This is a genomic window from Alteromonas portus (assembly GCF_005117025.1).
GTDB classification, from domain to species: Bacteria; Pseudomonadota; Gammaproteobacteria; order Enterobacterales; family Alteromonadaceae; genus Alteromonas; species Alteromonas portus.
Map to the genome: position 1 here is coordinate 723,095 of NZ_SWCO01000005.1, position 25,312 is coordinate 748,406.

The 25,312-nt window shown below is 44.7% G+C and carries 19 protein-coding genes and 7 tRNA genes; 18 read left to right on the forward strand and 8 right to left on the reverse strand.

Going from position 1 to position 25,312, the window contains the following annotated elements; translation table 11 throughout:
• Window positions 1-17 precede the first annotated feature (17 nt).
• From pilW to der, 7 genes are all read left to right on the forward strand, one after another.
• A complete protein-coding gene (gene pilW / locus E5672_RS11070; protein ID WP_136782242.1) occupies window positions 18-1,202 on the forward strand; it encodes a type IV pilus biogenesis/stability protein PilW in 1,185 nt (394 codons plus the stop codon).
• A gap of 6 nt (window positions 1,203-1,208) precedes the next feature.
• Window positions 1,209-2,240, forward strand: a complete 1,032-nt coding sequence (locus E5672_RS11075) for a RodZ domain-containing protein (protein ID WP_136782243.1) — start codon at window positions 1,209-1,211, stop codon at window positions 2,238-2,240.
• 8 nt (window positions 2,241-2,248) lie between these two features.
• Entirely contained in the window at window positions 2,249-3,367 is a 1,119-nt protein-coding gene (gene ispG / locus E5672_RS11080) for a flavodoxin-dependent (E)-4-hydroxy-3-methylbut-2-enyl-diphosphate synthase (protein WP_136782244.1), read from the forward strand.
• Between the two features lie 82 nt (window positions 3,368-3,449).
• Window positions 3,450-4,733 carry a histidine--tRNA ligase gene (hisS, locus tag E5672_RS11085; protein WP_136782245.1) on the forward strand — a complete coding sequence of 428 codons (1,284 nt, stop codon included), beginning with the start codon at window positions 3,450-3,452 and terminating at the stop codon, window positions 4,731-4,733.
• Between the two features lie 12 nt (window positions 4,734-4,745).
• Entirely contained in the window at window positions 4,746-5,366 is a 621-nt protein-coding gene (locus E5672_RS11090; protein WP_136782246.1) for a YfgM family protein, read from the forward strand.
• A gap of 44 nt (window positions 5,367-5,410) precedes the next feature.
• Window positions 5,411-6,670, forward strand: a complete 1,260-nt coding sequence (gene bamB / locus E5672_RS11095; RefSeq protein ID WP_136782247.1) for an outer membrane protein assembly factor BamB — start codon at window positions 5,411-5,413, stop codon at window positions 6,668-6,670.
• A 288-nt stretch (window positions 6,671-6,958) separates the two neighbouring features.
• Window positions 6,959-8,404, forward strand: coding sequence for a ribosome biogenesis GTPase Der (gene der / locus E5672_RS11100; protein ID WP_136782248.1), 1,446 nt, complete (start codon window positions 6,959-6,961; stop codon window positions 8,402-8,404).
• 489 nt (window positions 8,405-8,893) lie between these two features.
• Here der and E5672_RS11110 read toward each other — a convergent pair whose 3' ends face one another.
• Together E5672_RS11110 and xseA are read right to left on the reverse strand one after the other, a co-directional pair.
• A complete protein-coding gene (locus E5672_RS11110) occupies window positions 8,894-10,042 on the reverse strand; it encodes a hypothetical protein (protein ID WP_136782250.1) in 1,149 nt (382 codons plus the stop codon).
• A gap of 16 nt (window positions 10,043-10,058) precedes the next feature.
• The gene (gene xseA / locus E5672_RS11115) at window positions 10,059-11,411 is read right to left on the reverse strand and encodes an exodeoxyribonuclease VII large subunit (protein ID WP_136782251.1); all 1,353 of its coding nucleotides are present in this window, start codon (window positions 11,409-11,411) and stop codon (window positions 10,059-10,061) included.
• 100 nt (window positions 11,412-11,511) lie between these two features.
• Here xseA and guaB point away from each other — a divergent pair, with 100 nt between their 5' ends.
• The 4 genes from guaB to E5672_RS11135 all read left to right on the forward strand — a co-directional run bounded on the left by guaB (window position 11,512) and on the right by E5672_RS11135 (window position 17,489).
• Window positions 11,512-12,981, forward strand: coding sequence for an IMP dehydrogenase (gene guaB / locus E5672_RS11120; protein ID WP_136782252.1), 1,470 nt, complete (start codon window positions 11,512-11,514; stop codon window positions 12,979-12,981).
• 70 nt (window positions 12,982-13,051) lie between these two features.
• Window positions 13,052-14,629, forward strand: coding sequence for a glutamine-hydrolyzing GMP synthase (guaA, locus tag E5672_RS11125; protein ID WP_014950157.1), 1,578 nt, complete (start codon window positions 13,052-13,054; stop codon window positions 14,627-14,629).
• Window positions 14,630-14,832: 203 nt separating this feature from the next.
• Window positions 14,833-16,455, forward strand: coding sequence for a methyl-accepting chemotaxis protein (locus E5672_RS11130; RefSeq protein ID WP_136782253.1), 1,623 nt, complete (start codon window positions 14,833-14,835; stop codon window positions 16,453-16,455).
• Window positions 16,456-16,586: 131 nt separating this feature from the next.
• Window positions 16,587-17,489, forward strand: a complete 903-nt coding sequence (locus E5672_RS11135) for a histone deacetylase family protein (RefSeq protein WP_136782254.1) — start codon at window positions 16,587-16,589, stop codon at window positions 17,487-17,489.
• A 79-nt stretch (window positions 17,490-17,568) separates the two neighbouring features.
• Here the strand turns inward: E5672_RS11135 and E5672_RS11140 are convergent, their stop codons facing one another.
• The 6 genes from E5672_RS11140 to folD form a co-directional block, all read right to left on the reverse strand.
• Window positions 17,569-18,585 (reverse strand): phospholipase A, encoded by a 1,017-nt coding sequence (locus E5672_RS11140; RefSeq protein WP_136782255.1) that lies wholly within the window; start codon window positions 18,583-18,585, stop codon window positions 17,569-17,571.
• Window positions 18,586-18,620: 35 nt separating this feature from the next.
• Window positions 18,621-19,463, reverse strand: a complete 843-nt coding sequence (locus tag E5672_RS11145; protein WP_136782256.1) for an MBL fold metallo-hydrolase — start codon at window positions 19,461-19,463, stop codon at window positions 18,621-18,623.
• Between the two features lie 38 nt (window positions 19,464-19,501).
• Window positions 19,502-21,220 (reverse strand): proline--tRNA ligase, encoded by a 1,719-nt coding sequence (locus tag E5672_RS11150; protein ID WP_136782257.1) that lies wholly within the window; start codon window positions 21,218-21,220, stop codon window positions 19,502-19,504.
• Between the two features lie 182 nt (window positions 21,221-21,402).
• Entirely contained in the window at window positions 21,403-22,122 is a 720-nt protein-coding gene (gene tsaA / locus E5672_RS11155; RefSeq protein ID WP_136782258.1) for a tRNA (N6-threonylcarbamoyladenosine(37)-N6)-methyltransferase TrmO, read from the reverse strand.
• 235 nt (window positions 22,123-22,357) lie between these two features.
• Window positions 22,358-22,936: a DUF1415 domain-containing protein gene (locus E5672_RS11160; protein WP_136782259.1), complete on the reverse strand. Its 579-nt coding sequence runs from the start codon at window positions 22,934-22,936 to the stop codon at window positions 22,358-22,360.
• 105 nt (window positions 22,937-23,041) lie between these two features.
• The gene (gene folD, locus E5672_RS11165) at window positions 23,042-23,896 is read right to left on the reverse strand and encodes a bifunctional methylenetetrahydrofolate dehydrogenase/methenyltetrahydrofolate cyclohydrolase FolD (protein ID WP_136782260.1); all 855 of its coding nucleotides are present in this window, start codon (window positions 23,894-23,896) and stop codon (window positions 23,042-23,044) included.
• A gap of 517 nt (window positions 23,897-24,413) precedes the next feature.
• On the opposite strand from folD, the gene E5672_RS11170 reads away from it, so the two are divergent.
• The 7 genes from E5672_RS11170 to E5672_RS11200 all read left to right on the forward strand — a co-directional run bounded on the left by E5672_RS11170 (window position 24,414) and on the right by E5672_RS11200 (window position 25,307).
• Window positions 24,414-24,490, forward strand: a tRNA-Pro gene (locus E5672_RS11170).
• Between the two features lie 24 nt (window positions 24,491-24,514).
• Window positions 24,515-24,591, forward strand: a tRNA-Arg gene (locus tag E5672_RS11175).
• 88 nt (window positions 24,592-24,679) lie between these two features.
• Window positions 24,680-24,755, forward strand: a tRNA-His gene (locus tag E5672_RS11180).
• 7 nt (window positions 24,756-24,762) lie between these two features.
• Window positions 24,763-24,847, forward strand: a tRNA-Leu gene (locus E5672_RS11185).
• A 42-nt stretch (window positions 24,848-24,889) separates the two neighbouring features.
• A tRNA-Pro gene (locus E5672_RS11190) sits at window positions 24,890-24,966 on the forward strand.
• Between the two features lie 173 nt (window positions 24,967-25,139).
• Window positions 25,140-25,215: transfer RNA gene (locus E5672_RS11195), tRNA-His, on the forward strand.
• Between the two features lie 7 nt (window positions 25,216-25,222).
• Window positions 25,223-25,307: transfer RNA gene (locus E5672_RS11200), tRNA-Leu, on the forward strand.
• Window positions 25,308-25,312: the final 5 nt, after the last annotated feature.

Sequence of the window (25,312 nt, forward strand, 5' to 3'; positions counted from 1 at the left end):
GATATTAGGGTAAGACTATGGTTGCGGGATTGCGAACTTCACTTAAAATTAGCGTATTAAGCATAATTATTTTAACGTCTGGCTGTGTCAGCAACAGCCAGTCAGGACTGTATGGCGGTAATTTCGATCATGAAGAAGCCGCCAAAACACGCATGTCTCTCGGTCTTACCTACCTGCAAAACAACAACTATACCCAAGCTAAGAAGAACCTCGACAAGGCGCTCGCATTCAACCCACGTTCCGCTGATGTGCAATACGCGATGGCGTATTACTATCAATTGGTAGGCGATAATCTTAGAGCGGAAGAGTACTACGAAACTGCTATAGACCTAGCGCCGAACGATGGTGATATTGCTAATAGTTACGGTGCGTTTAAATGCCAAAACGGCGAATATGAAAAAGCCAAAGCGTATTTCTTTAATGCCATAAATAATCGCCTCTATGCAAACGCAGCGCAAACGTATGAAAACCTAGCGTTGTGTGCGCAAAGCCAAGGTAAGCTTGATGAAGCAATCAGCTATTTTCAGGATGCGCTAAAGCATCAACCAGCCCGTGGCAAAAGCTTATTTTTGCTAAGCGAACTTTATACTGTTTCAGAACAGTGGGAGCTAGCTGAATCTACGCTTCGTAAATATGAGCGGGTCTCCAAAGTAACGCCTGATTCCTTATGGTTGGCCTATGAAATAGCTAAAGGCAAAGGTGATGTGGAAACGGCGACGGGATATGGCGAAATGTTGGTATCTCTGTTTCCCGAGAGTGAATTAACGAAACGCTATTTAGCTCAGCGCGATAATCTGCAAAGCAAAATGGTTAAAACGGTTAAGTCTTCTTCTGATCAAACGCCTAAACAAGCCACTAGCGACCGCAGCGAACCGGCGACTGCTCAACAAGAAGCGAAGATGGAAGTAGCTGAGCCAACGACTTCTAGTGAAGACACTATAGAACAACAGAACGAAGGTTCTAGCGACGGACAAACACTGTCCGCTAATGTTGTAGCCGATGATAAAAAGCAAAATGCTGAATTATCTGCGCAAAGTGATAAATTCCATGTAGTAAAAGAAGGTGAAAACTTATATCGTATTTCTTTATTGCACAATATCAAAATGGCGACACTGCAAGAGTGGAATAACCTAGAAAATACTGGCGCTATTATTGCTGGTCAGACGCTTTGGTTAGTACCACCTAGTATGCAGGAGGAATAAGGTTTAATGGTGTCAGAAGAAAAAGCGAATCAAGAAGTTACTTCGCAACAACAAGAAAACACGCCAAGTCCAGGGGCAATGCTTAAAGCGCGCCGTGAAACGCTAGGTTTGTCTCAACAAGATATTGCTGATAAATTATTTTTGAAAGCTAAACAAATCAATGATTTAGAGAGTGATGTCATTGATGAAAAGTCTTCGGTGACTTTTACGAAAGGATACGTGAGAAATTATGCTAAACAATTGGGTATGAATTCTCATGAGGTTATTGAAGCGTTTGAACGCTTTCATAATCAAACATCCGTGCCTTCATCTGAGAAGCTACAAAGTTTTTCAAAGCGTGTCGCAAAACAGACACACGATGATCGTTGGATGATGGTTACATACGTAATCTTATTTCTTATTATTGCTGGCGTAGTAGTGTGGTGGTATCAACAGCCAAGTGACGATGCGGTTTCTGACCTGCCGTTAAATGAAGCCGTCAAGCGAGAAGCTGCTAATACACCTGTTCCCTCTTCGAATACTGGCACAAGCAGTGACACCAATGATTTATTATCATCTGCAAACGACTCAGCCGAAAGCGACCCGCTAGATACTAGCGCAAGCACAGACTCAGCGACCAGCGGCGCATTCAGCGAACAAGACAACGGCTTTACCCAAGACGGGAGCTTGAATGACGGCGCAATTTCAGCACCAGATACAGAGGTCGATGATAGTAACAACCTTACTGCTCTTGTTAATGATACCAATAGTAACGAATTATCATCCAGCCTTAATGTAACTAGTCAGGCAGATGCCGCGCCAATTGCTATGGTATTCACTTTCGACGATGACTGTTGGGTTAATATAAAAGACGCGTCTGGTGAAGCGATAGCCTACGGTGTGAAGCAAAAAGGCCGTGTGATGGAAATTCAAGGCGTTCCGCCTGTTGAAGTTACGCTCGGTGCACCGGATAATGTGCGCATATCAGTTAACGGCGACGCTGTAGATATTTCTTCATATCAAAATGGTAAAACAGCTCGCTTTGTACTTCCTTTATAGGTAATTAGATGTTTGCAGAAAGCCCTATTAAGCGCAGAAAGTCAACGCGTATTAATGTAGGTAATGTTCCCATTGGTGATGGTGCTCCCATTGCCGTTCAATCAATGACCAATACTCGCACTACAGACGTAGCGGCGACTGTCGATCAAATAAACCGTATTGTTGCTGTGGGTGGCGAGATCGTTCGCGTATCTGTTCCTACTATGGAAGCAGCGGAAGCATTTAAAGAAATTAAAAAGCAGGTGGCTGTGCCACTTGTGGCTGACATTCACTTCGACTATCGCATTGCGCTTAAAGTAGCGGAATACGGTGTGGACTGCCTGCGCATCAATCCGGGAAATATCGGTAACATGGAGCGAGTACGTTCGGTTGTCGATTGTGCAAAAGACAAAAACATCCCTATCCGAATTGGTGTAAACGGTGGCTCGTTAGAAAAAGATTTACAAGAAAAGTATGGCGAGCCAACGCCTGAAGCGCTAGTTGAATCCGCAATGCGTCATGTGGACATCCTCGACAAGCTCAACTTTGATCAATTCAAAGTCAGCGTAAAAGCGTCAGATGTTTTCTTAGCCGTTGGCGCCTATCGTTTATTGGCTCAAAAAATAGACCAGCCGCTTCACCTCGGTATTACCGAAGCTGGCGGCCAGCGTGCCGGCGCCGTGAAGAGTGCAGTGGGGCTTGGTATGCTATTAGCTGAAGGTATTGGCGATACACTTCGTGTTTCGTTAGCGGCCGATCCAGTGGAAGAAATTAAAGTAGGCTTCGATATATTAAAGTCACTGCGTATTCGCTCACGGGGTATCAATTTCATTGCTTGCCCAAGCTGTTCAAGACAAGAGTTCGATGTAATCGGCACAGTGAATGCTCTTGAGCAGCGATTAGAAGATATTCTTACGCCAATGGACGTTTCTATCATCGGTTGCGTGGTTAACGGCCCAGGTGAAGCCGAAGTGTCTGATTTGGGCCTTACCGGGGCACGTAATATGAGTGGCCTATACGAAGACGGTAAGCGCGTTAAAGAGCGTCTTCCTAATGACGATTTGGTTGATAAGCTAGAAGCTAAAATTCGTGCCAAGGCATCGCGTATGAGTGAACAAAATAAAATTCAGGTATCAGTCAAAGACTAAGGCATTTTTTGTTCATTGTTGTTTACTCCCAAAGCCCCTATAATGCGGGGCTTTTCACTATTTAGCAGTATGAGAATTTCACGTGGCTAAGACTATTCAGGCAATTCGAGGCATGAATGACTGCCTACCGGAGATTTCCGGTACATGGCAGAAGGTAGAATCTGTACTTCGTCAGGTTGTGGCGAGTTATGGTTACCAAGAAATACGCACACCCATCGTTGAAAGCACCGACTTATTCAAACGTTCTATCGGAGAAGTGACCGATATCGTTGAGAAAGAAATGTATACCTTCGAAGATAGAAATGGCGACAGTTTAACGCTGCGTCCAGAAGGTACGGCAAGTTGCGTGCGCGCGGGTAACGAACATGGTTTATTGTACAACCAGCAGCAACGCCTATGGTACATGGGACCAATGTTCCGTCATGAACGCCCACAGAAAGGTCGCTATCGCCAGTTCCATCAGTTCGGTGTAGAGACCTATGGAATGGACGGCCCTGACATCGACTTAGAAGTCATCCTTCTTAGTGCACGCTTTTGGAAAGCTTTTGGTATTGAGCAACACGTCAAACTTCAAATAAATACCTTAGGTTCAAATGAAGCTCGCGCTGCATATCGCGATACGCTGGTTGAATTCCTAAAAGCGCGTGCAGACCAGCTCGACGAAGATTCACTGCGTCGACTTGAAACGAATCCACTTCGCGTACTTGATTCAAAGAACCCTGACGTTCAGGCCGCTATAGCCGACGCGCCAGCGCTAATTGACCACCTTGACGAAGAATCTAAAGTACATTTTGAAACCTTGTGTTCGCGCTTAACGCAAGCAGGTATTGAGTTTGAAATTAATCCTCAACTAGTGCGCGGATTAGATTACTACAACCGTACAGTGTTTGAGTGGGTAACAGACAGCCTGGGAGCCCAAGGTACAGTGTGTGCCGGTGGTCGATACGATGGTTTGGTAGAGCAACTAGGCGGTAAAGCAACGCCTGCGGTTGGTTTTGCTATGGGTATTGAACGTTTGGTACTGTTGTTAACCACGTTAACCGAAGAAGGTCAGGACTCAAGTTTCGCAGACGTTTACGTAACGGCGATGGGCGAAGAGGCACAGTCTTACGCTGTTGAAGTAGCAGAACATCTTCGAAATACGCTTCCTAATACACGCATAATGATGCACTGTGGCGGCGGCAACTTTAAAAAACAACTAAAGCGTGCAGATAAAACAGGTGCACGTTTAGCGCTGCTTTTAGGTAATGACGAAATGCAGTCTCGCGAAGTCGGTGTTAAACCACTACGCGATGGTCAAGAACAAGTGACAGTCAGCTTCGATACCTTATCTGATAAGGTTGCAGAGATGCTGGGTGCAAAATAAAAAGAGGACATCATGGAACAGTTCGCAACAGAAGAACAACAAGTAGAAGCGATTAAACGTTTTTGGAAAGAGCACGGTACTGCAATTATCGTGGGTGCAGCGCTTGGTCTAGGTGGCCTATGGGGCTGGAGAGCGTATTCAGAAGCGCAAATTGAAACTAAAGAAGCAGCATCGGTTGCCTATCAAAATGCCGTTGAAACATTTGGTACTGATGGCAGCGATGCAAAAGTTAAAGCTTTTATTGAAGAGAACAAAGACAGCGGTTATGCGAGCATTGCGAGTCTTCTTGCTGCTAAGCAAGCGGTAGATGCCGGTGATTTAGATGCCGCAGCTTCTCACCTAAATAGCGTTGTAACCTTTGCCGAAAATGATGAATTGAAAGTGCTTGCTTCACTTCGTTTGTCTCGCGTGCAAATTGAAATGAACCAGCTGGACGCGGCGTTGTCTACGCTTAGCAATGTAACAAACGACGCATTTGCAGCAGAAGTTTCTGAATTAAAAGGCGATGTGTATCAAAAACAAGGCAAGTTTGACGATGCTCGCTTAGCTTATTCAAATGCGTTAGAAAAAAATGCCAATAATCCGCTTTTACAAATGAAGCTAGATAACCTATCGGTATCTGCTGCGCAGTAAGCGAAAGCCTTAGGGCTGGTATAAATAATAAAGAGGTACGCAATTTGTTTCACAACACGTGTGGCCGTAAAGGTCGATTTGCTCGCACGATAGGTATGGCACTCGCGGTGTCTATCACAATGTCTGGCTGCTCTACTATTTCAGACTGGTTTGCTGATGACGAGGAATTAGAAATTCGTCGTTTAAAGCCAATTGAAGCTAAGTTTACGCCTGAATTAGTATGGGACCGTGATATTGGTGATGGTGTTGACCATTACTTCTCTCGTCTTCGTCCAGTGTACGCCTACAATAAGCTTTTTGCCGCTGATCGTCACGGCGTGGTTGTTGCGATGGAGCCGGAAACAGGAAAGGTATTGTGGGAAAAAGATTTCGCACAATTTCGTTCTGAAGGCATGCTAAGTTCGGTAACTAAACTTTGGCGTAGTGGTGAAACAGCACGTATCGGCGGTATCTCTGTTGCCGATAGACACGTATTTATTGGTACTGAAAATGGCTACATAGCCGCAATGGACGCAGAAACTGGCGAACTTGTGTGGGAAGCGACAGTGCCTGGGGAAATTCTTGCCGCTCCGGCTGCAGATGAAGGTATCTTAGTGGTTAACACAGGTGCAGGCAGCTTGTTTGGTTTTAATACCCGTACCGGTGAACAAATGTGGCGACACGAAGGTGATACGCCTCCGCTAACGCTTCGTGGTATCTCTGGCCCTATTGCGTCGAACGGTGGTGCTATCGTGGGTACACCTACTGGTAAGATTCAAGTAAACCTTATTGAAACTGGTGTGCTTGCATGGGAAACAGTTATTGCAACGCCCTCTGGTGCAACCGAGCTTGAACGAATTGTTGATATCGATACTACGCCAGTGCTATATGGCGGCACGATTTATACGGTTTCATACAATGGAACCTTGGCAGCTGTAGAGCTTCGCTCGGGGCGTGTTATCTGGAAGCGTGAATACGCATCGTTTCGTAACCTGAATATTGACGGAAATAAAATTTTCGTTGTAGATAATAACTCTAATGTTTATGCCCTTGATAGACGAAACGGTGTAGAGCTGTGGTCTCAAGGGTTACTTAAACAGCGTTCACTCACCGCAGCAACGCCAGTGGGAGAGTACATCGTAGTTGGCGATAACTGGGGCTTCTTGCACTGGATTGAACAGGAATCTGGTCAAGTCGTTGCCCGATTAGATGTTGGTGGTGATGACGAAGACGATGCTATTTTCGCAGAGCCGCTTAATGTTGACGGCAATATTATTGCCGTAACCCGAAATGGGGTAGTTGTTTCGGTTCGTACTCCGAAGTAGTTATACACAATATTTAAAATTTTATGGGCGTTACAAGTGTGGCTTGTAACGCCTTTTTTATAATCTGTTTCACTTATCAATGAATGTAACATCGTTACCAAAGCGTACTTTCTTCGTCGTACTGAACTCATTGGTATTAGATAGTGAACAAGGTATAATGCGCCCATTCTCAACAGCCTCATAAAAATCCACCAATCGTTAGAGAATAAGTTTCTTTAACGTAATTTGTAGTGCTTGGTGTATGTGGCTTGTGCTTTTTTCGCTTTCATGACCCTTAGGATCTGATAAATGTTACCCGTTGTTGCTCTGGTTGGCCGCCCTAATGTTGGCAAATCAACCTTGTTTAATCGCCTTACCAATACCCGCGACGCACTCGTTGCAGACTATCCGGGGTTAACTCGCGACCGTAAATACGGGCAAGCGAAGTTTGAAAAGCGCCAGTTTATTGTTGTTGATACCGGCGGTATTACAGGTGATGAAGAGGGCATTGATGCTGAAATGGCGCAGCAGTCTTTGCTTGCTATTGAAGAGGCTGATGTAGTGCTGTTTTTGGTTGATGCAAGGGCAGGTATGTTACCGGCTGACCAAGGCATAGCTGATCACCTTAGACGCATAAATAAAAAAGTATTTGTAGTAGCGAACAAAGTTGACGGCATTGATGGCGATAGCGAAAGCGCAGAATTCTACTCGTTAGGTTTAGGTGAAATAAAGCAAATTGCAGCGGCCCATGGTCGCGGCGTTAGTCAGTTGCTACAAGATGCCTTAAAGCCACTTGAAACTGATTTTCCTGACATGGAAATTGTCGATGAGGAGCCTGAAGAAGAAGAGGATGCTGAAACGCAGCGCCAACGCTTACAGGAGTTGCCTATCAAACTTGCGATTGTAGGTAAACCCAACGTAGGTAAGTCGACACTCACAAATCGGATTTTAGGTGAAGAGCGCGTGGTCGTATTTGATATGCCTGGCACCACCCGTGATAGCGTATACATTCCTATGGAAAGGGATGAGCGTGAATATATTCTCATTGATACAGCTGGTGTAAGAAAACGAAGAAAGATCAGCGAAGCCGTAGAGAAGTTTTCGATTGTAAAAACTCTACAGGCTATTGAAGAAGCAAACGTTGTTTTGCTTGTTATCGATGCTAGAGAAGGTATTACCGATCAAGACTTAAGCTTGCTTGGCTTTGTTCTTAATTCAGGCCGCTCTTTGGTCGTTGCCGTCAACAAATGGGACGGGCTGAGTACAGACATTAAAGATGATATTAAGCGTGAGATGGACCGCCGTCTGGGCTTCATAGATTTCGCAAGAATTCACTTTATATCTGCACTTCATGGCTCTGGCGTGGGTAACCTATTTGAGTCTGTACAAGAAGCGTATATGAGTGCGACCAAGCGCATTAATACCGCTCTGCTTACACAAATTATGGAAATGGCGCAGGATGACCATCAACCCCCGCTGGTACGTGGTCGACGAGTAAAAATGAAGTATGCCCACGCAGGCGGGTACAACCCTCCTGTTATCGTCATTCACGGTAACCAGGTAGACGACTTACCAAGCTCTTATAAGCGTTTCTTAATGAATTATTTTAGAAAAGCACTAGAGATTATGGGTACGCCTATCAAGATAGAGTTCAGAGAGGGTAACAACCCATTTGAAGGTAAAAAGGCTAATCTGACACTGGCGCAGCAACGCAAGCGCCGCCGAATGATGTCTTATTACAAAGATAAGAAATAGACTTAAAGGCGTTGACGCTATTTCCAACTCAGCTGAAATAGCGTCTTATCTCCCTTCGTAATCTACACCATTAAGCCGCTGTTTCATCTCAGTAACTCTCTGTATTTTTTACTAAAACAGGTGAGTCATTATTACACGCACGTTGTAGCATTTACCCAGCCTAGAATTTATATAGAAACATACTACTGCTCACTTCCGCCTCCTACCCGTTAAAAAATGAAGCGTTACTCCAATTCTTTCATTGGTGCTTTTTTTGCAAACAAAATTGGTTTAGCAAGCTACTAGCAGCATTAAGCGGCGCTTTGGAGTTACTTTGTCAGTAGAAAAATTATTTAAAAATGCTTCGCCACTACAAAAAAATCAAATGTATAACTGGTATGATAGGTACAAACCTCAGGAGCAGCAAAAAGTTTATATACTCAGCAGTGAAATGGAACAAAGGACAATATTGAATCTTTCGATGATCAAGCGACGCAGAGTGAAAAAAGCCTAGTTCTGACTCTCTAAAAGTAATGCTCGAACTTTTTTCATCAATTCTGATTCTTGTGGCACTTCAATCTTAACGATCAACTGATTGATGATAGTGTCGGAAAAATCAGGAGGGAAAGTGGTAGACACTTTTATAATCTTATCTTGCTGCCTAAATACGTACGTAGTTGCAAAGATTGTAGGTGATGTTTCTGATGTTGCGCTTAATCCTAGCCTCCATCCAGATACTTTATCGTTCACAGTGTAAGGTGATGTAGGGCTAACTTGAGATAAGGTTAAACGCTGCAGCTCTGCAGTAGCTGAAGCCTTTTGCAAGTCGGTTTCTAGCTGCATGGGCAAAATTTCACTTTCCTGTGAAGAAAGCTGAGCTAAAAATGGATAAACAACAACATCGACAAGGGCGTCTTCAAAGTCAGGATGTGTATAGCGAGTAATCGCACCGCTAAAAGGGTCTGAAAAAAGCTGGGTGTCCAATTTAGTAAAGCCACCCACAGTGTCCGGAACCTGTAGAGCAAGGTCATAATTGCTTGCTTCAAGAGCATCAAATAAGAACTGACTAGTAAATATTTCTGCTTTTCTAACGTGCTCAAGCCAACGAGAGACCAGTAGCTGCGCTTCGTTTTCTTTGCTACTGCTATCGCCGATTTCTGCGCCGACGTCATACGCTGAAGAATCGATTTCAATGCCTCGCCATTGCAGCGTAAATTCAGCAAACTGCTTTGTATGATGCTGTCGTTTACCTGGCGCAGCGCCTACATTAGCAATAAGCAGCTCGTAATCATTGCCTTCACCATACGGCAGCAGATTGTTGAATTCACCTGACTCGCTAAGTTCTTTAATGAAACTGTCTGGAGAAATGGCATCCTCGGAGCATAAATCAACGAATGCTTCATGAGCTGGCATTATCTCAGTTGACTTTTGTTGCGCAGTACAAGCTTCTAATAAACTATCGCTCGGATAAGTTGAGAAAACGGATACACCTTGATTAACCGTAGAGCCTAAAGCTAAGTTAGAAAAACCACCAAGGCTGATACAGATAAAAAAGAGTGAAAGCGCAGGCGCTGCCAATTCGCCAAATAGATTATAAAAAAATGCAGTAGCCCGCTTGTGAAAACTGGAAAAGCAAAATGAAGTTACTTGAACGGGCATAATACTAATAGGCTACCTATTGGCGCTGAATGTTTGTCACTGTACTGGTTATTTCGCCGTCAGTCACCCGAGATTTTATTTCATCGCCTACATTTACTTTGTCCACGCTGTTAATGGCTGTTTGGTCGGTAAATGTGATGCTGTAGCCACGGGCTAGTGTCGAAAGAGGGCTTACAGATTGTAAGAGGCTGACCCTACCGCCAAGTTCACTTTTTTTACTTTTAATCAGAGAATTCATACTCGATAAAAGTTTGGTGCTCGCATAATTCAGCTTGTCTTTTGCTCGAGTCACCTTTGCTGACGGTGATTGTTTGCTTAGCCTGTAATCAAGTGCATGCCATTGCTTCTCTGCTTTTGCTAAATCGCTTGTCATTTTATGGGTCAAGCGAAGTTGTAGTCTGTCTAACGTTTGCCACTGTGACTGAATGCGACTTTGTGGATGCAATGCATTTAGCCGTTGTTTCTTTAAGACAAGCTGCTGTTTACTAGCTTGAAGGTATTGATGTATTGCCCTTGCTAACCGTTGTTTTTGCTGATGTAAGGTTTGATGCAGAGCTGTAGAGTCCTGACTTAAGATTTCTGCGGCTGCAGATGGGGTAGGGGCGCGAACATCAGCGACGAAGTCGCTTATTGTGAAATCTACTTCATGACCCACGGCGCTAACGATGGGCAGGTCACTTGCAGCGATTTCTCTCGCCAAGTTCTCATCATTAAAACACCACAAGTTTTCCAACGAACCTCCGCCGCGCGTAAGTAATAGCACATCGACTTCAGCGCGTCTGTTAGCCGTACTCAATGCATTGATTAATTGTTGAGGAGCAGTCTCGCCTTGAACCATTGACGGATAAACGATGACTTCAGTTTGCGGACTCCTGCGTTTTAATACACTCAATACATCGTGAAGTGCTGCACCGCTTGATGAGGTTATTACGCCAATGCGATTAATACGTTCGGGCAGCGGACGTTTGTTAGTGGCGTCGAACAAGCCTTCATTATGAAGTTTGAACTTCAGCGCTTCAAACGCTTGCTTAAGTGCACCTTCACCATCGCTTTCCATATGCTCAACGACGAGTTGATAGTCGCCGCGTGCTTCGTAAAGCCCTACCGACGCCCGCACTAAAATTTTATCGCCTTCTTTCGGGCGAATGCGAACGTTTCGGTTTGAACCTTTGAACATGGCCGCGCGGACTTGGGCTTTGTTGTCTTTCAGCGTGAAGTACCAATGCCCTGATGCTGCTGCCACAAAGTTGGATATTTCGGCAGATAGCCAAATAAGGCCAATTTCGCCCTCCAATACGGTTCTGGCTAAGCGATTCAGCTTGGTGACTGTTAAAATTTGTCGAGACGTAGATGGCGAATTTGTAAACATAAAAAAAATCACTGGGTTTAATACATTTAGAGTTTACCTGAAAACTAAAAAACACTACAATTGCGCCGCAATTAACCCTCAACTGAATAGGTGTTGTTGCATGCTACGTATCATCCAAGAAGCCCTGACGTTCGACGATGTGTTGCTGGTTCCCGGCCACTCGACCGTCCTCCCTCACACAGCCAACCTACAAACACGCCTTACGCGTGGAGTAACGTTAAATATTCCAATGGTGTCTGCTGCCATGGACACGGTTTCTGAAGCCCGTCTAGCCATTGCGCTAGCCCAAGAGGGTGGTATTGGTTTCATTCATAAAAATATGAAGCCCGAAGAGCAAGCCAAACACGTACGTGAAGTTAAGAAATACGAAAGTGGTGTGGTATCTGACCCGGTAACGGTAGAAGAGAACGCGACCATTGGTGAAGTTATCGCGCTTTCTAAGCGTCTAGGCTACTCTGGTTTCCCGGTAACTGACAAAGACAATAACCTAATTGGTATTGTGACAGGCCGTGACCTTCGCTTTGAAAAGCGCTTAAACCTTCCTATTAGCAACGTGATGACCAAAAAGGATGATCTGGTTACCGTTAAAGAAGGTGCAAGCTCTGACGTAGTGCTAGATTTAATGCACGAACACCGCATTGAAAAAATTCTTGTGGTTGACGACGCGTTTAAGCTTACAGGCCTTATCACCGTTAAAGACTTCCAAAAAGCAGAAAACAAGCCAAATGCGTGTAAAGATTCGCTTGGCCGCCTTCGTGTAGGCGCTGCGGTAAGTGTTGGTCCTGGTACTGACGAACGTATTGCACTACTTGTAGATGCAGGCGTTGATGTTCTGCTTATCGATACCTCTCACGGTCACTCACAAGGCGTTATTGACCGCGTTAAGAAAGTACGTGCCGACTACCCTGATGTACAAATTATTGCGGGTAACGTTGCAACGGGCGACGGCGCGAAAGCACTTGTTGATGCAGGCGTCGATGCAGTTAAAGTAGGTATTGGCCCAGGTTCAATTTGTACTACCCGTATTGTGACCGGTTGCGGTGTGCCGCAAATTACTGCGGTATCTGATGCAGTAGAAGCATTAAAAGATACAGATATCCCAGTTATTGCTGACGGCGGTATTCGTTTTTCTGGCGACATCGCTAAGGCATTGGCTGCTGGCGCAAGCTGCGTAATGGTTGGCAGCATGCTAGCGGGTACCGAAGAAGCGCCAGGGGAAGTTGAACTTTTCCAAGGTCGTTACTACAAGTCTTATCGCGGCATGGGCTCGCTAGGCGCTATGGATCAAAGCCACGGTTCATCAGACCGTTACTTCCAAGATTCTGATAATGCTGAGAAACTTGTACCGGAAGGTATTGAAGGTCGCGTAGCGTACAAAGGTCCAATTGCTAATATTATCCATCAGCAAATGGGCGGCTTGCGCTCAGCCATGGGCTTAACGGGCTGCGCCACCATTGAAGAGCTCAATACCAAGGCTCAATTTGTGCGCGTAACTTCAGCCGGAATGGGCGAGAGTCACGTACACGATGTAAGCATTACCAAAGAAGCGCCAAACTACCGTTTAGGTTAAGGCGACCCACGACTGCGAGGCTGGTACTACACCAGCCTTTGTTCTTTTATTTAACGGGTAAAAATAAAACATGACCACAAATATCCACGACCAACGCATACTTATTTTGGATTTTGGCTCGCAATACACGCAGTTGATAGCACGTCGTGTTCGCGAAATTGGCGTTTACTGTGAGCTTTGGGCTTGGGATGTAACTGAAGAGCAAATCCGCGAATTTAATCCACAAGGGATTATTCTGTCGGGCGGCCCAGAGTCAGTAACTGAAGAAGGCTCACCACGTGCGCCAGAGTACGTATTTGAAGCCGGCGTGCCAGTGCTAGGCGTGTGTTATGGCATGCAAACCATGGCACAACAGCTAGGTGGTGGCGTACTGGGTTCTGACAAGCGTGAATTTGGTTATGCGCAAGTAGAAGTGATAAAGCCAAGCCCGCTGCTAGATAAAATTGAAGATGCCATAGGTGATAACGGCGCGGCGCTGCTTGACGTATGGATGAGCCACGGCGATAAAGTGGCGGCAATTCCTGAAGGTTTTGAAACCATCGCGCAAACTGCTTCATGCCCACATGCTGCAATGTATAACGCAGAGAAGCAATTCTATGGCGTGCAGTTCCACCCTGAAGTGACTCACACTCGCCAAGGCATGCGTCTATTAACTCACTTTGTTATGGATATCTGTAAGTGTGAAAAACTGTGGACAGCAGGCGCCATTATTGACGATGCCATTGAGCGTATAAAAGAAAAAGTGGGTGATGAAGAAGTCATCCTTGGACTTTCAGGCGGCGTAGACTCTTCAGTAACAGCAATGCTGCTTCACCGCGCGATAGGTGACAAACTTACCTGTGTATTTGTAGACAATGGCCTGCTTCGTTTAAATGAAGCTGATCAGGTTATGGAAATGTTTGGTGACCATTTTGGCCTAAACATCATCCGGGTAGACGCTGAAGAGCGTTTCCTTGATCGCTTAAAAGGCATTGAAGACCCAGAGCTTAAACGTAAAGCTATTGGTAATGAGTTCGTTCGTGTATTTGACGAAGAAGCGGGTAAGCGTGAAAACGCAAAGTGGTTAGCACAGGGTACTATCTACCCAGATGTTATTGAATCAGCGGGTTCAGCAACCGGTAAGGCGCACGTAATCAAATCGCACCATAACGTTGGCGGCCTTCCGGAAGATATGGAGCTAGGTCTTGTTGAGCCACTGCGTGAACTCTTTAAAGACGAAGTACGCAAAATCGGCCTAGAGCTAGGTTTACCGTACGACATGCTGTACCGCCATCCATTCCCTGGTCCGGGCCTAGGTGTTCGTGTACTTGGTGAAATTAAGAAAGAATATTGTGACTTGCTGCGTCGTGCAGACGCTATCTTCATTGAAGAGCTATATGCAGCTGACCTATACCAAAAAGTAAGCCAAGCGTTTACCGTATTCCTTCCAGTGCGCTCGGTAGGCGTAATGGGTGATGCGCGTAAATACGACTGGGTAGTAAGCCTTCGTGCAGTTGAGACTATCGACTTTATGACGGCTCACTGGGCACATTTACCCTACGACTTCCTAGGTAAAGTGTCGAATCGCATTATCAATGAAATCGACGGCATTAGTCGTGTGGTTTACGATATTTCTGGTAAGCCGCCTGCTACGATTGAGTGGGAATAAACGGGTAAATATACTAAAAAGAGCCTTCGGGCTCTTTTTTTGTATCTACTTAAAAAAGAGTAAGTTAATAAGTCTGTAGCTATGAAAGTGTATATTTTCGCATATATTAGTATGTTGATTCATACCAAATTTGTAACCTTACCGTCATAAAAATATCATTTAATGGCGACGTCCTTCTTCAAACTTATACTAAAGGTTAAGACGTGTTAAATTACACAAGCATCAGCCGTTTGGTGATGACGCCTGTTCTCGCCAGTTTATTAATTCTTGTACTACTAAACGGCGCCTCAATTCTAAAGTCTTTCTCGTTGCTCAATGCTTTTGATGAGTTAGAAAATACCCTTGTTCAATCAGAACGCGATGTCAATACCACGCTAAGTACATTCAAAACCCAAGTCCAAGAGTGGAAAAATGTACTGCTGCGTGGCCACAAAGAAGAAGACAGAGAAAAATACTGGGGGCGATTCAAACAACGAGAGGCTGATATTACTCGTCAATTTGACCTGATGCTATCGAGTAATGTGATAAGTGAAAGCGTGAAGTCTGATATCAGGGAGTTTCAAAAAGCCCATGCTATAATGGCGAAAAAATATCGCGAAGGATACGACGCATTCATCAATTCAGGTTTTGATCCCAAGGTTGGTGATAGCTTCGTTCGAGGTATTGATAGAGAACCTGCAAAACTCCTCACAAGTATTGCGACCGAAATTGCAGCAGACTCAGCGAATGCAATAGCTGAGCTTAAAGCAAATACGCGAACTATGCTTTGGATTATTCTGCTGGCGGCTATTACATTGTCTGTACTTTCAGTGGTGTATGTTATTGCTCGCTTGCGCTCTCAAGTTATTAAACCAACAAAACAGGTTGCTGCGTGCATATCCAACTTAGCCAATAGCCGCTATGACTATGACCTAACATATTCAAGTGATCATGAACTGGGTATGTTGGCTGATTCCGCTCGCGCGTTGCAATACAAGCTGAAAGATTCGGTTGCGCAGCTTCAACAGGCGGAACGAGAAATGGAAAAGGCTTTCGGCACCCTTGGTAACGTCAGCCAATCCATTATGGAGGGCGCCAATGGACAGCGTGATGCGTCGCGCTCACTTGATAGCAGCACAGATAAACTGAAAGAGATTGTACAGAATTTAGTGGCTATTACTGACCAAGTTGCTGTCGCTACCAATAATTCTGAAAAGAATGTGGCGAGTTGTTATGCCACGTTTGAAAGCGCGAATGCTGGCTTTAAGCAGCTAGCTAAAACGGTAACCGAATCTAGTAATATTGTGTCAGAACTGCAAAGCCGCAGTACCAATATTCTAAAAGTAGTAAATGTAATCAATGAAATAGCAGACCAAACAAACCTACTAGCTTTAAATGCAGCAATTGAGGCCGCTAGGGCAGGCGAGCATGGCCGTGGTTTTGCGGTAGTAGCCGACGAAGTTCGAGCACTTGCGGCTAAAACACAACAGTCTACAAAAGAGATTAACGACATCTTAAGCAGCTTTGAAGCGGAAGCGAAAGGAGCCGTTGCGGCTATGTCTTCTGGCAAGCAGTTATCCGATACTAATGCGGCTGAAGCCGCAACAGCGCTCGAAACACTAAATAACGTAGTTAGGGACATTCAAGAAACGGCCAGTGTAGTGGTGGCGCTTAACGAAGCCGCAGATGAGCAAGAGGCTGTACTTCAGCAAGTAGAAACAATCATAAGTAACGTGGTGACATCATCTGAAAAATACCATCAGCTTGCTCAGCGTGATGATATGTCACGCTCTATGAAAAGTATGTCAGAAAACGTTGAAAAGGTGGTGAAGAGTTTGACCCGCTAAGTGTGCTTTGTCAGTATTAGTGATGAATGTGGAACGAAAATGCCGTGGAGTAAGAGGTAAGATAGCTCTAAAGCCATGCTGCTTATTTCTCGTTCCATGACTAATATAATAAATAAGTAGCACTAAAAATAATGACCACGCCACTCGTTTTTCATCCCATATACAGTCAGTTAGACCTTCCCGAACGACACCGATTTCCCATAGAGAAGTATGTGGGTATTCGTGATGAATTGATAAATCGCGGTGTGGAAGCATCGCGTTTTGTTACTCCATCACCGGTTGATCTTTCTTTTCTCACTGCCTATTACGATGCGAACTATGTTGATGCACTAATTACTGGCGCATTAGATAAGAAAGCCATGCGCCGCATAGGCTTTCCCTGGTCGCAGCAGTTGATTGAGCGTACTCGTACAGCCGTTGCAGGAACCTGTTTAACAGCCAAGCTCGCTCTAGAGCATGGAAAAGCATTGAATTTAACGGGCGGGTATCATCACGCTTTTGCTGATTTTGGCTCGGGGTTTTGTTTGTTTAACGACTTGTATTTGGCAGCGAAAACCATGCAGCAAACCCCTTACGTTGAAAATGTGCTTATTGTTGATTTAGATGTGCATCAAGGCGATGGTACAGCCAAACTTGCCGAAAACGATCGTGATATCTTCACTTTATCAATCCATGGTGAAAAAAACTTCCCTCACAGAAAGCAGCGTTCCGATATTGATATAGGACTCGATAAGGGCACCGAAGACGATGAGTATCTAACTACGCTAGAACAAGCGCTAACGATGGTAATGAGACAATTTCAGCCCGATGCCATCATCTATGACGCAGGCGTTGATGTGCATGTAAACGACGACCTTGGTCATTTGCATATTTCTACGCAAGGCGTGTACGAAAGAGATACGCAAGTTTTTGCGTTAGCCGAGCGTTTAGGCGTTCCGATTGCTGCGGTAATCGGTGGAGGCTATCAAAGAGATATTGCGGCGCTTGTGGATGTGCATATTCAGCTATATCGAGCTGCAGGCGTAATTGATTAAAAAAACAGTAGAGTCCAGAAAGGAAAATGCACGCTATACAAAAGCTGTCTGGCGTGCATATCCTGCGTCTACGTATTTATTACAAAAAGTGCAGCTGAAAACCAATACCAATACGCTCTTGCGAGCGGTTATAGTCAATTAACGAATCGCCATAGCCGTTAAAGTATTGCAGAAGCACTTCGTAGCGGTCTGAAATAGGGTAGGTGAAATCAAGTTGAATACTGCCTCGATTTTCGTCGAAATCAAGGTTATTTCTCAGCAGCGCTAATACCTTAAAAGCACCAATTTTTCTACCGTAGCCAAATTCCATTCTGCCGTAGTAGTCTTGTATGTCAGGATTATCATCACCGGTTGGATCAAGCGGGTCTTCTTTTTCATCTTCAGGAATACGATACCAGGTCTTTAGGTAATAAATATCGTCGTTGTCACTAAAGACAATGGACGCAAAAAGTCGGTTCCAGCTTCGAGAGCGCAGACCGCTTTGACCATTAGACATGTGATTAAAACCTACTTGAAAGGTATTAAACTTATAGCCCAGTATGGAATAATCAGCCGTTTCCTGCCAAAAAACTTCTGGCTCGTAATTCGTTTCTCGGAAAGGCTTAGAGGCTTCGTTATTATACAACTGCCAGAACGATGTTAATGTAAAACCAAAATACAAACCGTCAAAGCCGGTATCTTCCAAATAAAGCGGTAGTTTAGCACTTACCTGAAACTTAGCTTCTTTGTTATCAACATTCTCTTCCGTTAATTCTTCATTTCCGAAAGTGTTTGGGTTTGAGACATAAGTGATAGGAAGTAAATAGTTTTGTCTATGCTGAGTGATGGCAAAAACATTGTCTAGGGCTTCTTTATCACCCTCTAAACGATCATCAAGCGCACTCTCGGTAGTCGTATCACGTTTTATGATATCAATCACTTCAATACCGCTTTCATCCTCAGATGTTTGATCGTTTCCATGTTTAACAGTGTCCATTGATTCACTGTTGTCGAGTTTTGACGTTTGTTCGCTTTTCACTTCTTGTGATTGTTGTGCGTACACAGACGTACAAGCAGCAAACGCTGCCAAAAATACAAAAGGCTTAAACACAGACACCTTTAATTCTCCGTAGCAAGGGGTTGTTATTATGCTTAACTGAAGTCCAGTGTTTGGCCTTCTGAAGATGCAAATATTGATAAAGTAGACTCTGCCACTGTGACATATTCATTACAATGGTCTACAACATCATCTATATCGTTATCGGTGCGTTCTGGATCATGACTATATAACGCTAATTGCTTAGCATCACATGCCATAGCGAGTTTTACGGCCTCTTCCGCAACAGAGTGACCCCAGCCATTTTTTGCCGGCATGTCAGATAGCATGTACTGTGCATCATGAATAAGTAGGTCGGCACCCTGCGCAAACTTGGCAAAATCGATAAAGTCTGTTTCTTTTTTGTAGGGAGGATAGAGTTCGTTGTCGGTAATGTAAGCAACTTTGGCACCGTCAGCTTCAATACAGTAAGCGCTACCGCTGCCTGGGTGATTCATGGCTAACCGGGTGATAGTGGCGCTGCCCACGGTAAACGTACTTTGCGCAGGTGGAAGCTCAACGAGCGTAATCGTCGACTTCAACGCGCTTTTAGGCACAGGAAATAAAGACCCTTCCATTTGGTTTAAAATTTGTGCCGGTTCATTGAGGGATGTTTGGCCCGGATAAATGTTTATTTCCCGTGATTCTTGGTAAATAGGTGCAAAAAATGGGAAGCCTTGAATATGGTCCCAATGATTGTGACTTAATAAGAGGTAGATAGGAGAGGTTTTTTTTACAAGGCGATCGCCAAGCAAGCGAATACCTGTGCCTGAGTCGAGGATGATATCAGTACCATCCTCAAGCTCAATATGAACGCATGCGGTGTTGCCGCCATAACGGACGTAAGCTGCTCCCGGAGTAGGAATTGACCCTCTTACGCCATAAAATGTTAACCGCATACGCCCTCTTTTTATTATCTAATGGGCGAGTTCAGGTGTTAGAGTGCGGCTACAAAATCTTTTGCTGCGCTGAGATCTAATAACTGTTTCTCGCCAGTACGTCTATTTTTATATTCAACCTGTTGATTATCCAGATTTCTTTCACCAATGACAATGCTGTGAGGTATGCCAATTAATTCCATGTCATTGAACATTACACCCGGGCGCTCTTTCCTGTCGTCAAACAACACTTCTACGCCTAGAGCAACAAGCTCTTCGTACAGCGCCTCTGCTGCTTCTTTTATGCGGTGAGACTTATGCATATTCATAGGTATTAATGCAATTTTAAACGGTGCAATTGGATCTGGCCACTTTATGCCAAATTTATCGTGGTTTTGCTCGATAGCTGCTGCAACAATTCGAGACACACCAATTCCGTAACAACCCATAGTAAGGGTTTGGTGTTTACCAGTCTCGCTTAGTACACCGCAGTTCATGGCTTCTGAATATTTGCTGCCAAGCTGGAAGATATGACCCACTTCTATGCCGCGTTTAATATCAAGTGTGCCTTTACCATCTGGTGATGCATCGCCTGCCACAACGTTGCGAATATCAACGCCATTGATATTGTCAGCCCAGTTTACGTTGATATTTACCTTACCGCCTGCGCCCGCGCCTGTAGTGAAATCGGCAAGGGCTGCTGCGCTGGCATCAATAAACGCTGGTATAGGTAGGTTGGTGGCGTCAGCAAATAATGGTGAAACCCCAAGGATATCTTTTGCTTGTTCAAACGATGCTTCAACAAGCGGGCTTGCAACGCCGTCTAACTTCTCTGCTTTTACATCATTAAGCTCATGATCAGCGCGAAGTACAAGAGCAACCCATTTATCAGAAATTACTTCTTCGCCTTTACTGTCTACTTCATTAGCGGCTTTTACAACTACAAGTTTAACCGCGTTTGTCACTTCGGCTTCTACGCTTTTTAAAATGGCATTGAAATCTTTACCTTTGGCATCTTTAGTCTCAACGGCCGCACCCGAAGCAACTGCCTTTTCAGGCGCCACAGCTTCAGCCATTTCAACGTTTGCCGCGTAGTCACTTTCGCTTGAGAAAGCGATATCGTCTTCACCTGATGCGGCAAGTACGTGGAACTCGTGCGAATGATTACCACCAATAGAGCCAGAATCAGCAATTACCGCCCTGAAGTCTAAGCCCATACGCGAGAATATGTTGCAGTAAGCGTCGTACATTTTTTGATACGTTTCTTCTAAACAGCTATCTTCCAAGTGGAAGCTGTACGCATCTTTCATGGTAAATTCACGACCGCGCATAATGCCGAAACGAGGGCGTACTTCGTCTCGGAATTTGGTCTGAATTTGGTACAGGTTCAGTGGAAGCTGCTTGTAGCTGCTAATTTCATTACGCACAAGTGCAGTAATAACTTCTTCGTGCGTTGGGCCTAATACGAAATCACGCTGGTGGCGGTCTTTAATGCGAAGTAACTCTGGGCCGTATTCTTCCCAACGTCCAGATTCTTCCCACAGGTCTGCAGGCTGAACAACGGGCATTAGCACTTCTATTGCGCCTGCTTTGTTCATTTCTTCACGAACAATATTGGCTACTTTGTTGAGTACACGAAGACCAGATGGCAACCACGTGTATAGACCCGAGGCAAGCTTTCTGATCATACCAGCTCTTAGCATTAGCTGGTGGCTGATAACCTCTGCATCTGCAGGTGTTTCTTTCTGCGTGGCGAGCAAATATTGACTAGTGCGCATGTAAAGCAGGTATCCTGTTATAAATGTATTTATGACGGTTAGTGTGATGGTCTTTCGCAAAAGGCAATTCGCTAAACAAAACATAGCGGAATGCTTGAACCAAGACGAGGTGTCACACGTTTGGGCGTATTCTAATTAACTGTGAGCTATTTCGCCACAGACTGTTACCACTAATAATGCAATTAACTTAAATGAACTAGTTCCGTGACCTTAACAATTGCATCTTTTATTTCAAAACCCACATCAATGTCGTATAGCGTCACGCGGTAGGTTTTTTCGTCATTTTCAAGCTGCTGTTTATAGGCGGGGCGGGGGTCTTGAGATAGTACCGCGATCACTAAGGCAGAAAAATTACGGTGTTTTTTCTCAATTTCAGCAAGCATCGGCTGGATTGTATCAGCGAATGAAACATCGCGATTAGGGATGGGGTTAATGTCGTCAAGGTTATCGCTGGCGCTAGGCACACTATCAGCGTATGCGATATAGGGTTTGATATCGACAAGCGGTGTACCGTCGACTAAATCTACCCCTTCTACCACTAATTGTGTTTTTCCATTACTACTAACTACGCCTTTGTTTTTCACCACAGACATGCCAATTCCATTAGGTCGGTGAGTACTGCGACTTGCCAACACGCCCATAGTAGCATTGCCACCTAGGCGAGGGGCTTTCACCGTATTTTTCCAACCGCGTTCGATATTCTGGTGAAAGATAAAAAGCAGCCATAGGTGACTGTAATTTTCTATCCCTTTAAGCATGTTGATATCGTTAAAGCCATCTTCAAAGGTGATAATGCCTTGGGCGTTAGCCAAGTTGGGCTGTCTTGGAATAGCAAACTTTTGCTTAAAAGGTGTAGCAACGGTCGCTATAGCCTCGAGAGAAAATGAATTGTGGGTATTCACGTTTTAGCCTTAACGTAATAAAAAATAGGTAAAGGTGTCATATAACTCACACAATTTACAAGTAAAGTGGCGTCGCAAGTGAAAGCTTGAACCGAATAAACATTCTGCTAGTAGCAGAGTTTTTATATTGGTTTCCCTGGAGTGATCCAAACCTTTGGGCCTGCTCTGTTCACGTGACTATTCTGTTTTTAGTGTAAGTTTTTTTACTTGGCTTAGAAAGGAAGCTTCACGTGTGCTAGCGAGTGGGCTTATCTTTTTTAAGCGCGTTTAATACATCCTCAAAATAAGGGCAGCCAAGTCTTTGTGCTTTTTCAATGTTATGGCTGAATATCTTCTCAGCATCTTCTTCTTTCTTCATATAGCGTGTGATATCCGCTTCACGAATTAAATGTAAAAGCGGGTAGGGTGAACGGTTGGTATAGTTTTCAGCGTCATCCTCGTCAATTCCGTCGAACACATAATTGGGATGGAAACTGGCGAGTTGGTAAGTGCCGCTGTATCCCCAGTCATGAAGCATATTGTCACTAATTGCTAATACATCGAGGTATTCATTGAAATCAGCAATGGATGAGTGGGTTAGTGCGATTAGCGTTGTGGCGGTGGTATCGTTCTCTTCTAAATATCGCAACTCATCGTAAAGCGACTGGATAACATTTCCTGCATCGCCTGAAACTACCACACACCGAATTTGGTTGGGGGTCCTTACATAGCGTGCAAAGGGGCAGAAATTGTGTTTTATCACAATATCATCAACCCACTTGAGCGTTGCATCAATTACATGCTGTTTGCACAACGGAAATGTTGATTCTGTCATAAAAGGTGTTGATTTACGTAAGTCTTTGTTCAAAGTAAGGGGAGTATAAAGCAAAAAGGCAGAAATTAAATTTCTGCCTTCAGGATTTGGTTAAGCACTAGTGTTTCAAGAATGATATTTTACGTATGCTTCCAGCGTATTTTCTATCAAACTGGCTACCGTCATCGGGCCAACACCGCCAGGTACGGGAGTTATCCAGCCAGCGCGCTCTTTCGCTTTCTCGAAATCTACGTCACCCACCAATGAACCATCGCTCAAACGGTTAATACCCACATCAATCACAATTGCCCCCTGTTTTACCCAGTCGCCAGGTATAAAGTTAGGTTTACCCACTGCGACTACGAGTAAATCTGCGCGTTGGACATGACTTTTAAGGTCTTGCGTAAACTTATGACAAGTTGTTACGGTGCAACCTGCTAATAGCAGTTCAAGGCTCATAGGACGACCCACGATATTCGACGCACCGACAATCACTGCATCCAAACCCTTAACAGGGCGCTTGGTTGACTCAATCATTGTCATAATACCCTTTGGCGTACACGGACGTAATGCAGGTATACGTTGAGCAAGGCGGCCAATATTGTACGGATGGAATCCGTCTACATCTTTATGCGGGTGAATACGCTCTAGTACTTTTTCTGCGTTTAATCCAGCAGGAAGGGGAAGCTGGACCAGAATACCGTCTATCTCTTTATCATCGTTTAGCTCGTCCACTAAACTCAGCAAGGTTTCTTCTGTTGTATCAGCAGGCAGGTCGAAAGAGCGAGAGATGAAACCCACTTCTTCGCATGCTTTACGTTTGTTAGAAACATAGACTTGCGAAGCTGCGTCGCTGCCTACTAACACAACGGCAAGACCTGGCTGTCTTTTACCCGCTTGTGTAAGCGATTCAACATAGGACGTGACGTGTTGGCGGACTTGTTTGGCAATTAATTTGCCGTCAATAAGATGGGCGGTCATAGTCTTATACGATTCTTATGTGGTTGGGTGGTCAACAAGTGCCCTATATTGTTTCATAAAACAGGGCTAATACTCTAGTAGTTATTGCCTAACAATTATTCCGTGCAGATGTTCAAAGTGAGCCACCTTATATAAACGTCTTTTAGAAAAGTTACTTTGTGGTGACTACTTAGGTACGAAAACCTGGCTGTTGATAAATAGAACTGCAAGACAATAAATGTGTGTGGCAGAAGAAATACCGATAAAATGAACTAGCAAGTATATAAATGATCTATGGCTTATCTATACGTTAATTTTCATAGTTTACTTAAAACCCTGAAACAACCTTAAAACCGATAATACCTTGGCTAAAAATAGGTATATATGTGGGAGATTGTTCAAAAAAACGTGATAATGGATGCTTTGTGAGCGGTTGATGATTTTATTTAAAAAAGTGTTTGACGAGGTGGGGGGATGTCAGTAATATTCGCACCCCGTAACGGCACAGAGGCTGATGCTTCTAGGTCGCTACAACAGTCGGTGAGTGGCGCAGCTTGGTAGCGCACTTGTTTTGGGTACAAGGGGTCGCAGGTTCAAATCCTGTCTCACCGACCACTTTTTGCAGCGAAGATTCGCCAAGCGCCCGTAGCTCAGCTGGATAGAGCAACGGCCTTCTAAGCCGTGGGTCGCAGGTTCGAATCCTGCCGGGCGCGCCATGCGAGTCAGGTAGGTCCTGATAGCAAGGCTGAATTTTTACATTTACACTGCTAAAATATAGCGTGTAAATTGCAAACACACCCTATGGTGGGCGTAGCTCAGTTGGTAGAGCCCCGGATTGTGATTCCGGTTGTCGTGGGTTCAAGTCCCATCGTCCACCCCACTTTTTTGCGGAAGTGGTGGAATTGGTAGACACGCTGGATTTAGGTTCCAGTGCTTCACGGCGTGAGAGTTCAAGTCTCTCCTTCCGCACCATATTTTCAAGCTTTATCAAAAGCTTAATGTAAGCATTCCTGTCGGTGAGTGGCGCAGCTTGGTAGCGCACTTGTTTTGGGTACAAGGGGTCGCAGGTTCAAATCCTGTCTCACCGACCATTTATGCTTTTTTCGATTTCGCGGTCACTCCTAGTTCAGCGATTTAATGTCTCGAACGTTCGGCTTGCGAATTGAAATAAAGAGCACTATCAAGCGACCTAGCTAGGTCCTGACCGCTTGATAGGCGTTTATGTGTTTTCAATTCACACATAAACAGATGCAGGACTACAGTGGTGGGCGTAGCTCAGTTGGTAGAGCCCCGGATTGTGATTCCGGTTGTCGTGGGTTCAAGTCCCATCGTCCACCCCACTTTTTTGCGGAAGTGGTGGAATTGGTAGACACGCTGGATTTAGGTTCCAGTGCTTCACGGCGTGAGAGTTCAAGTCTCTCCTTCCGCACCATATTT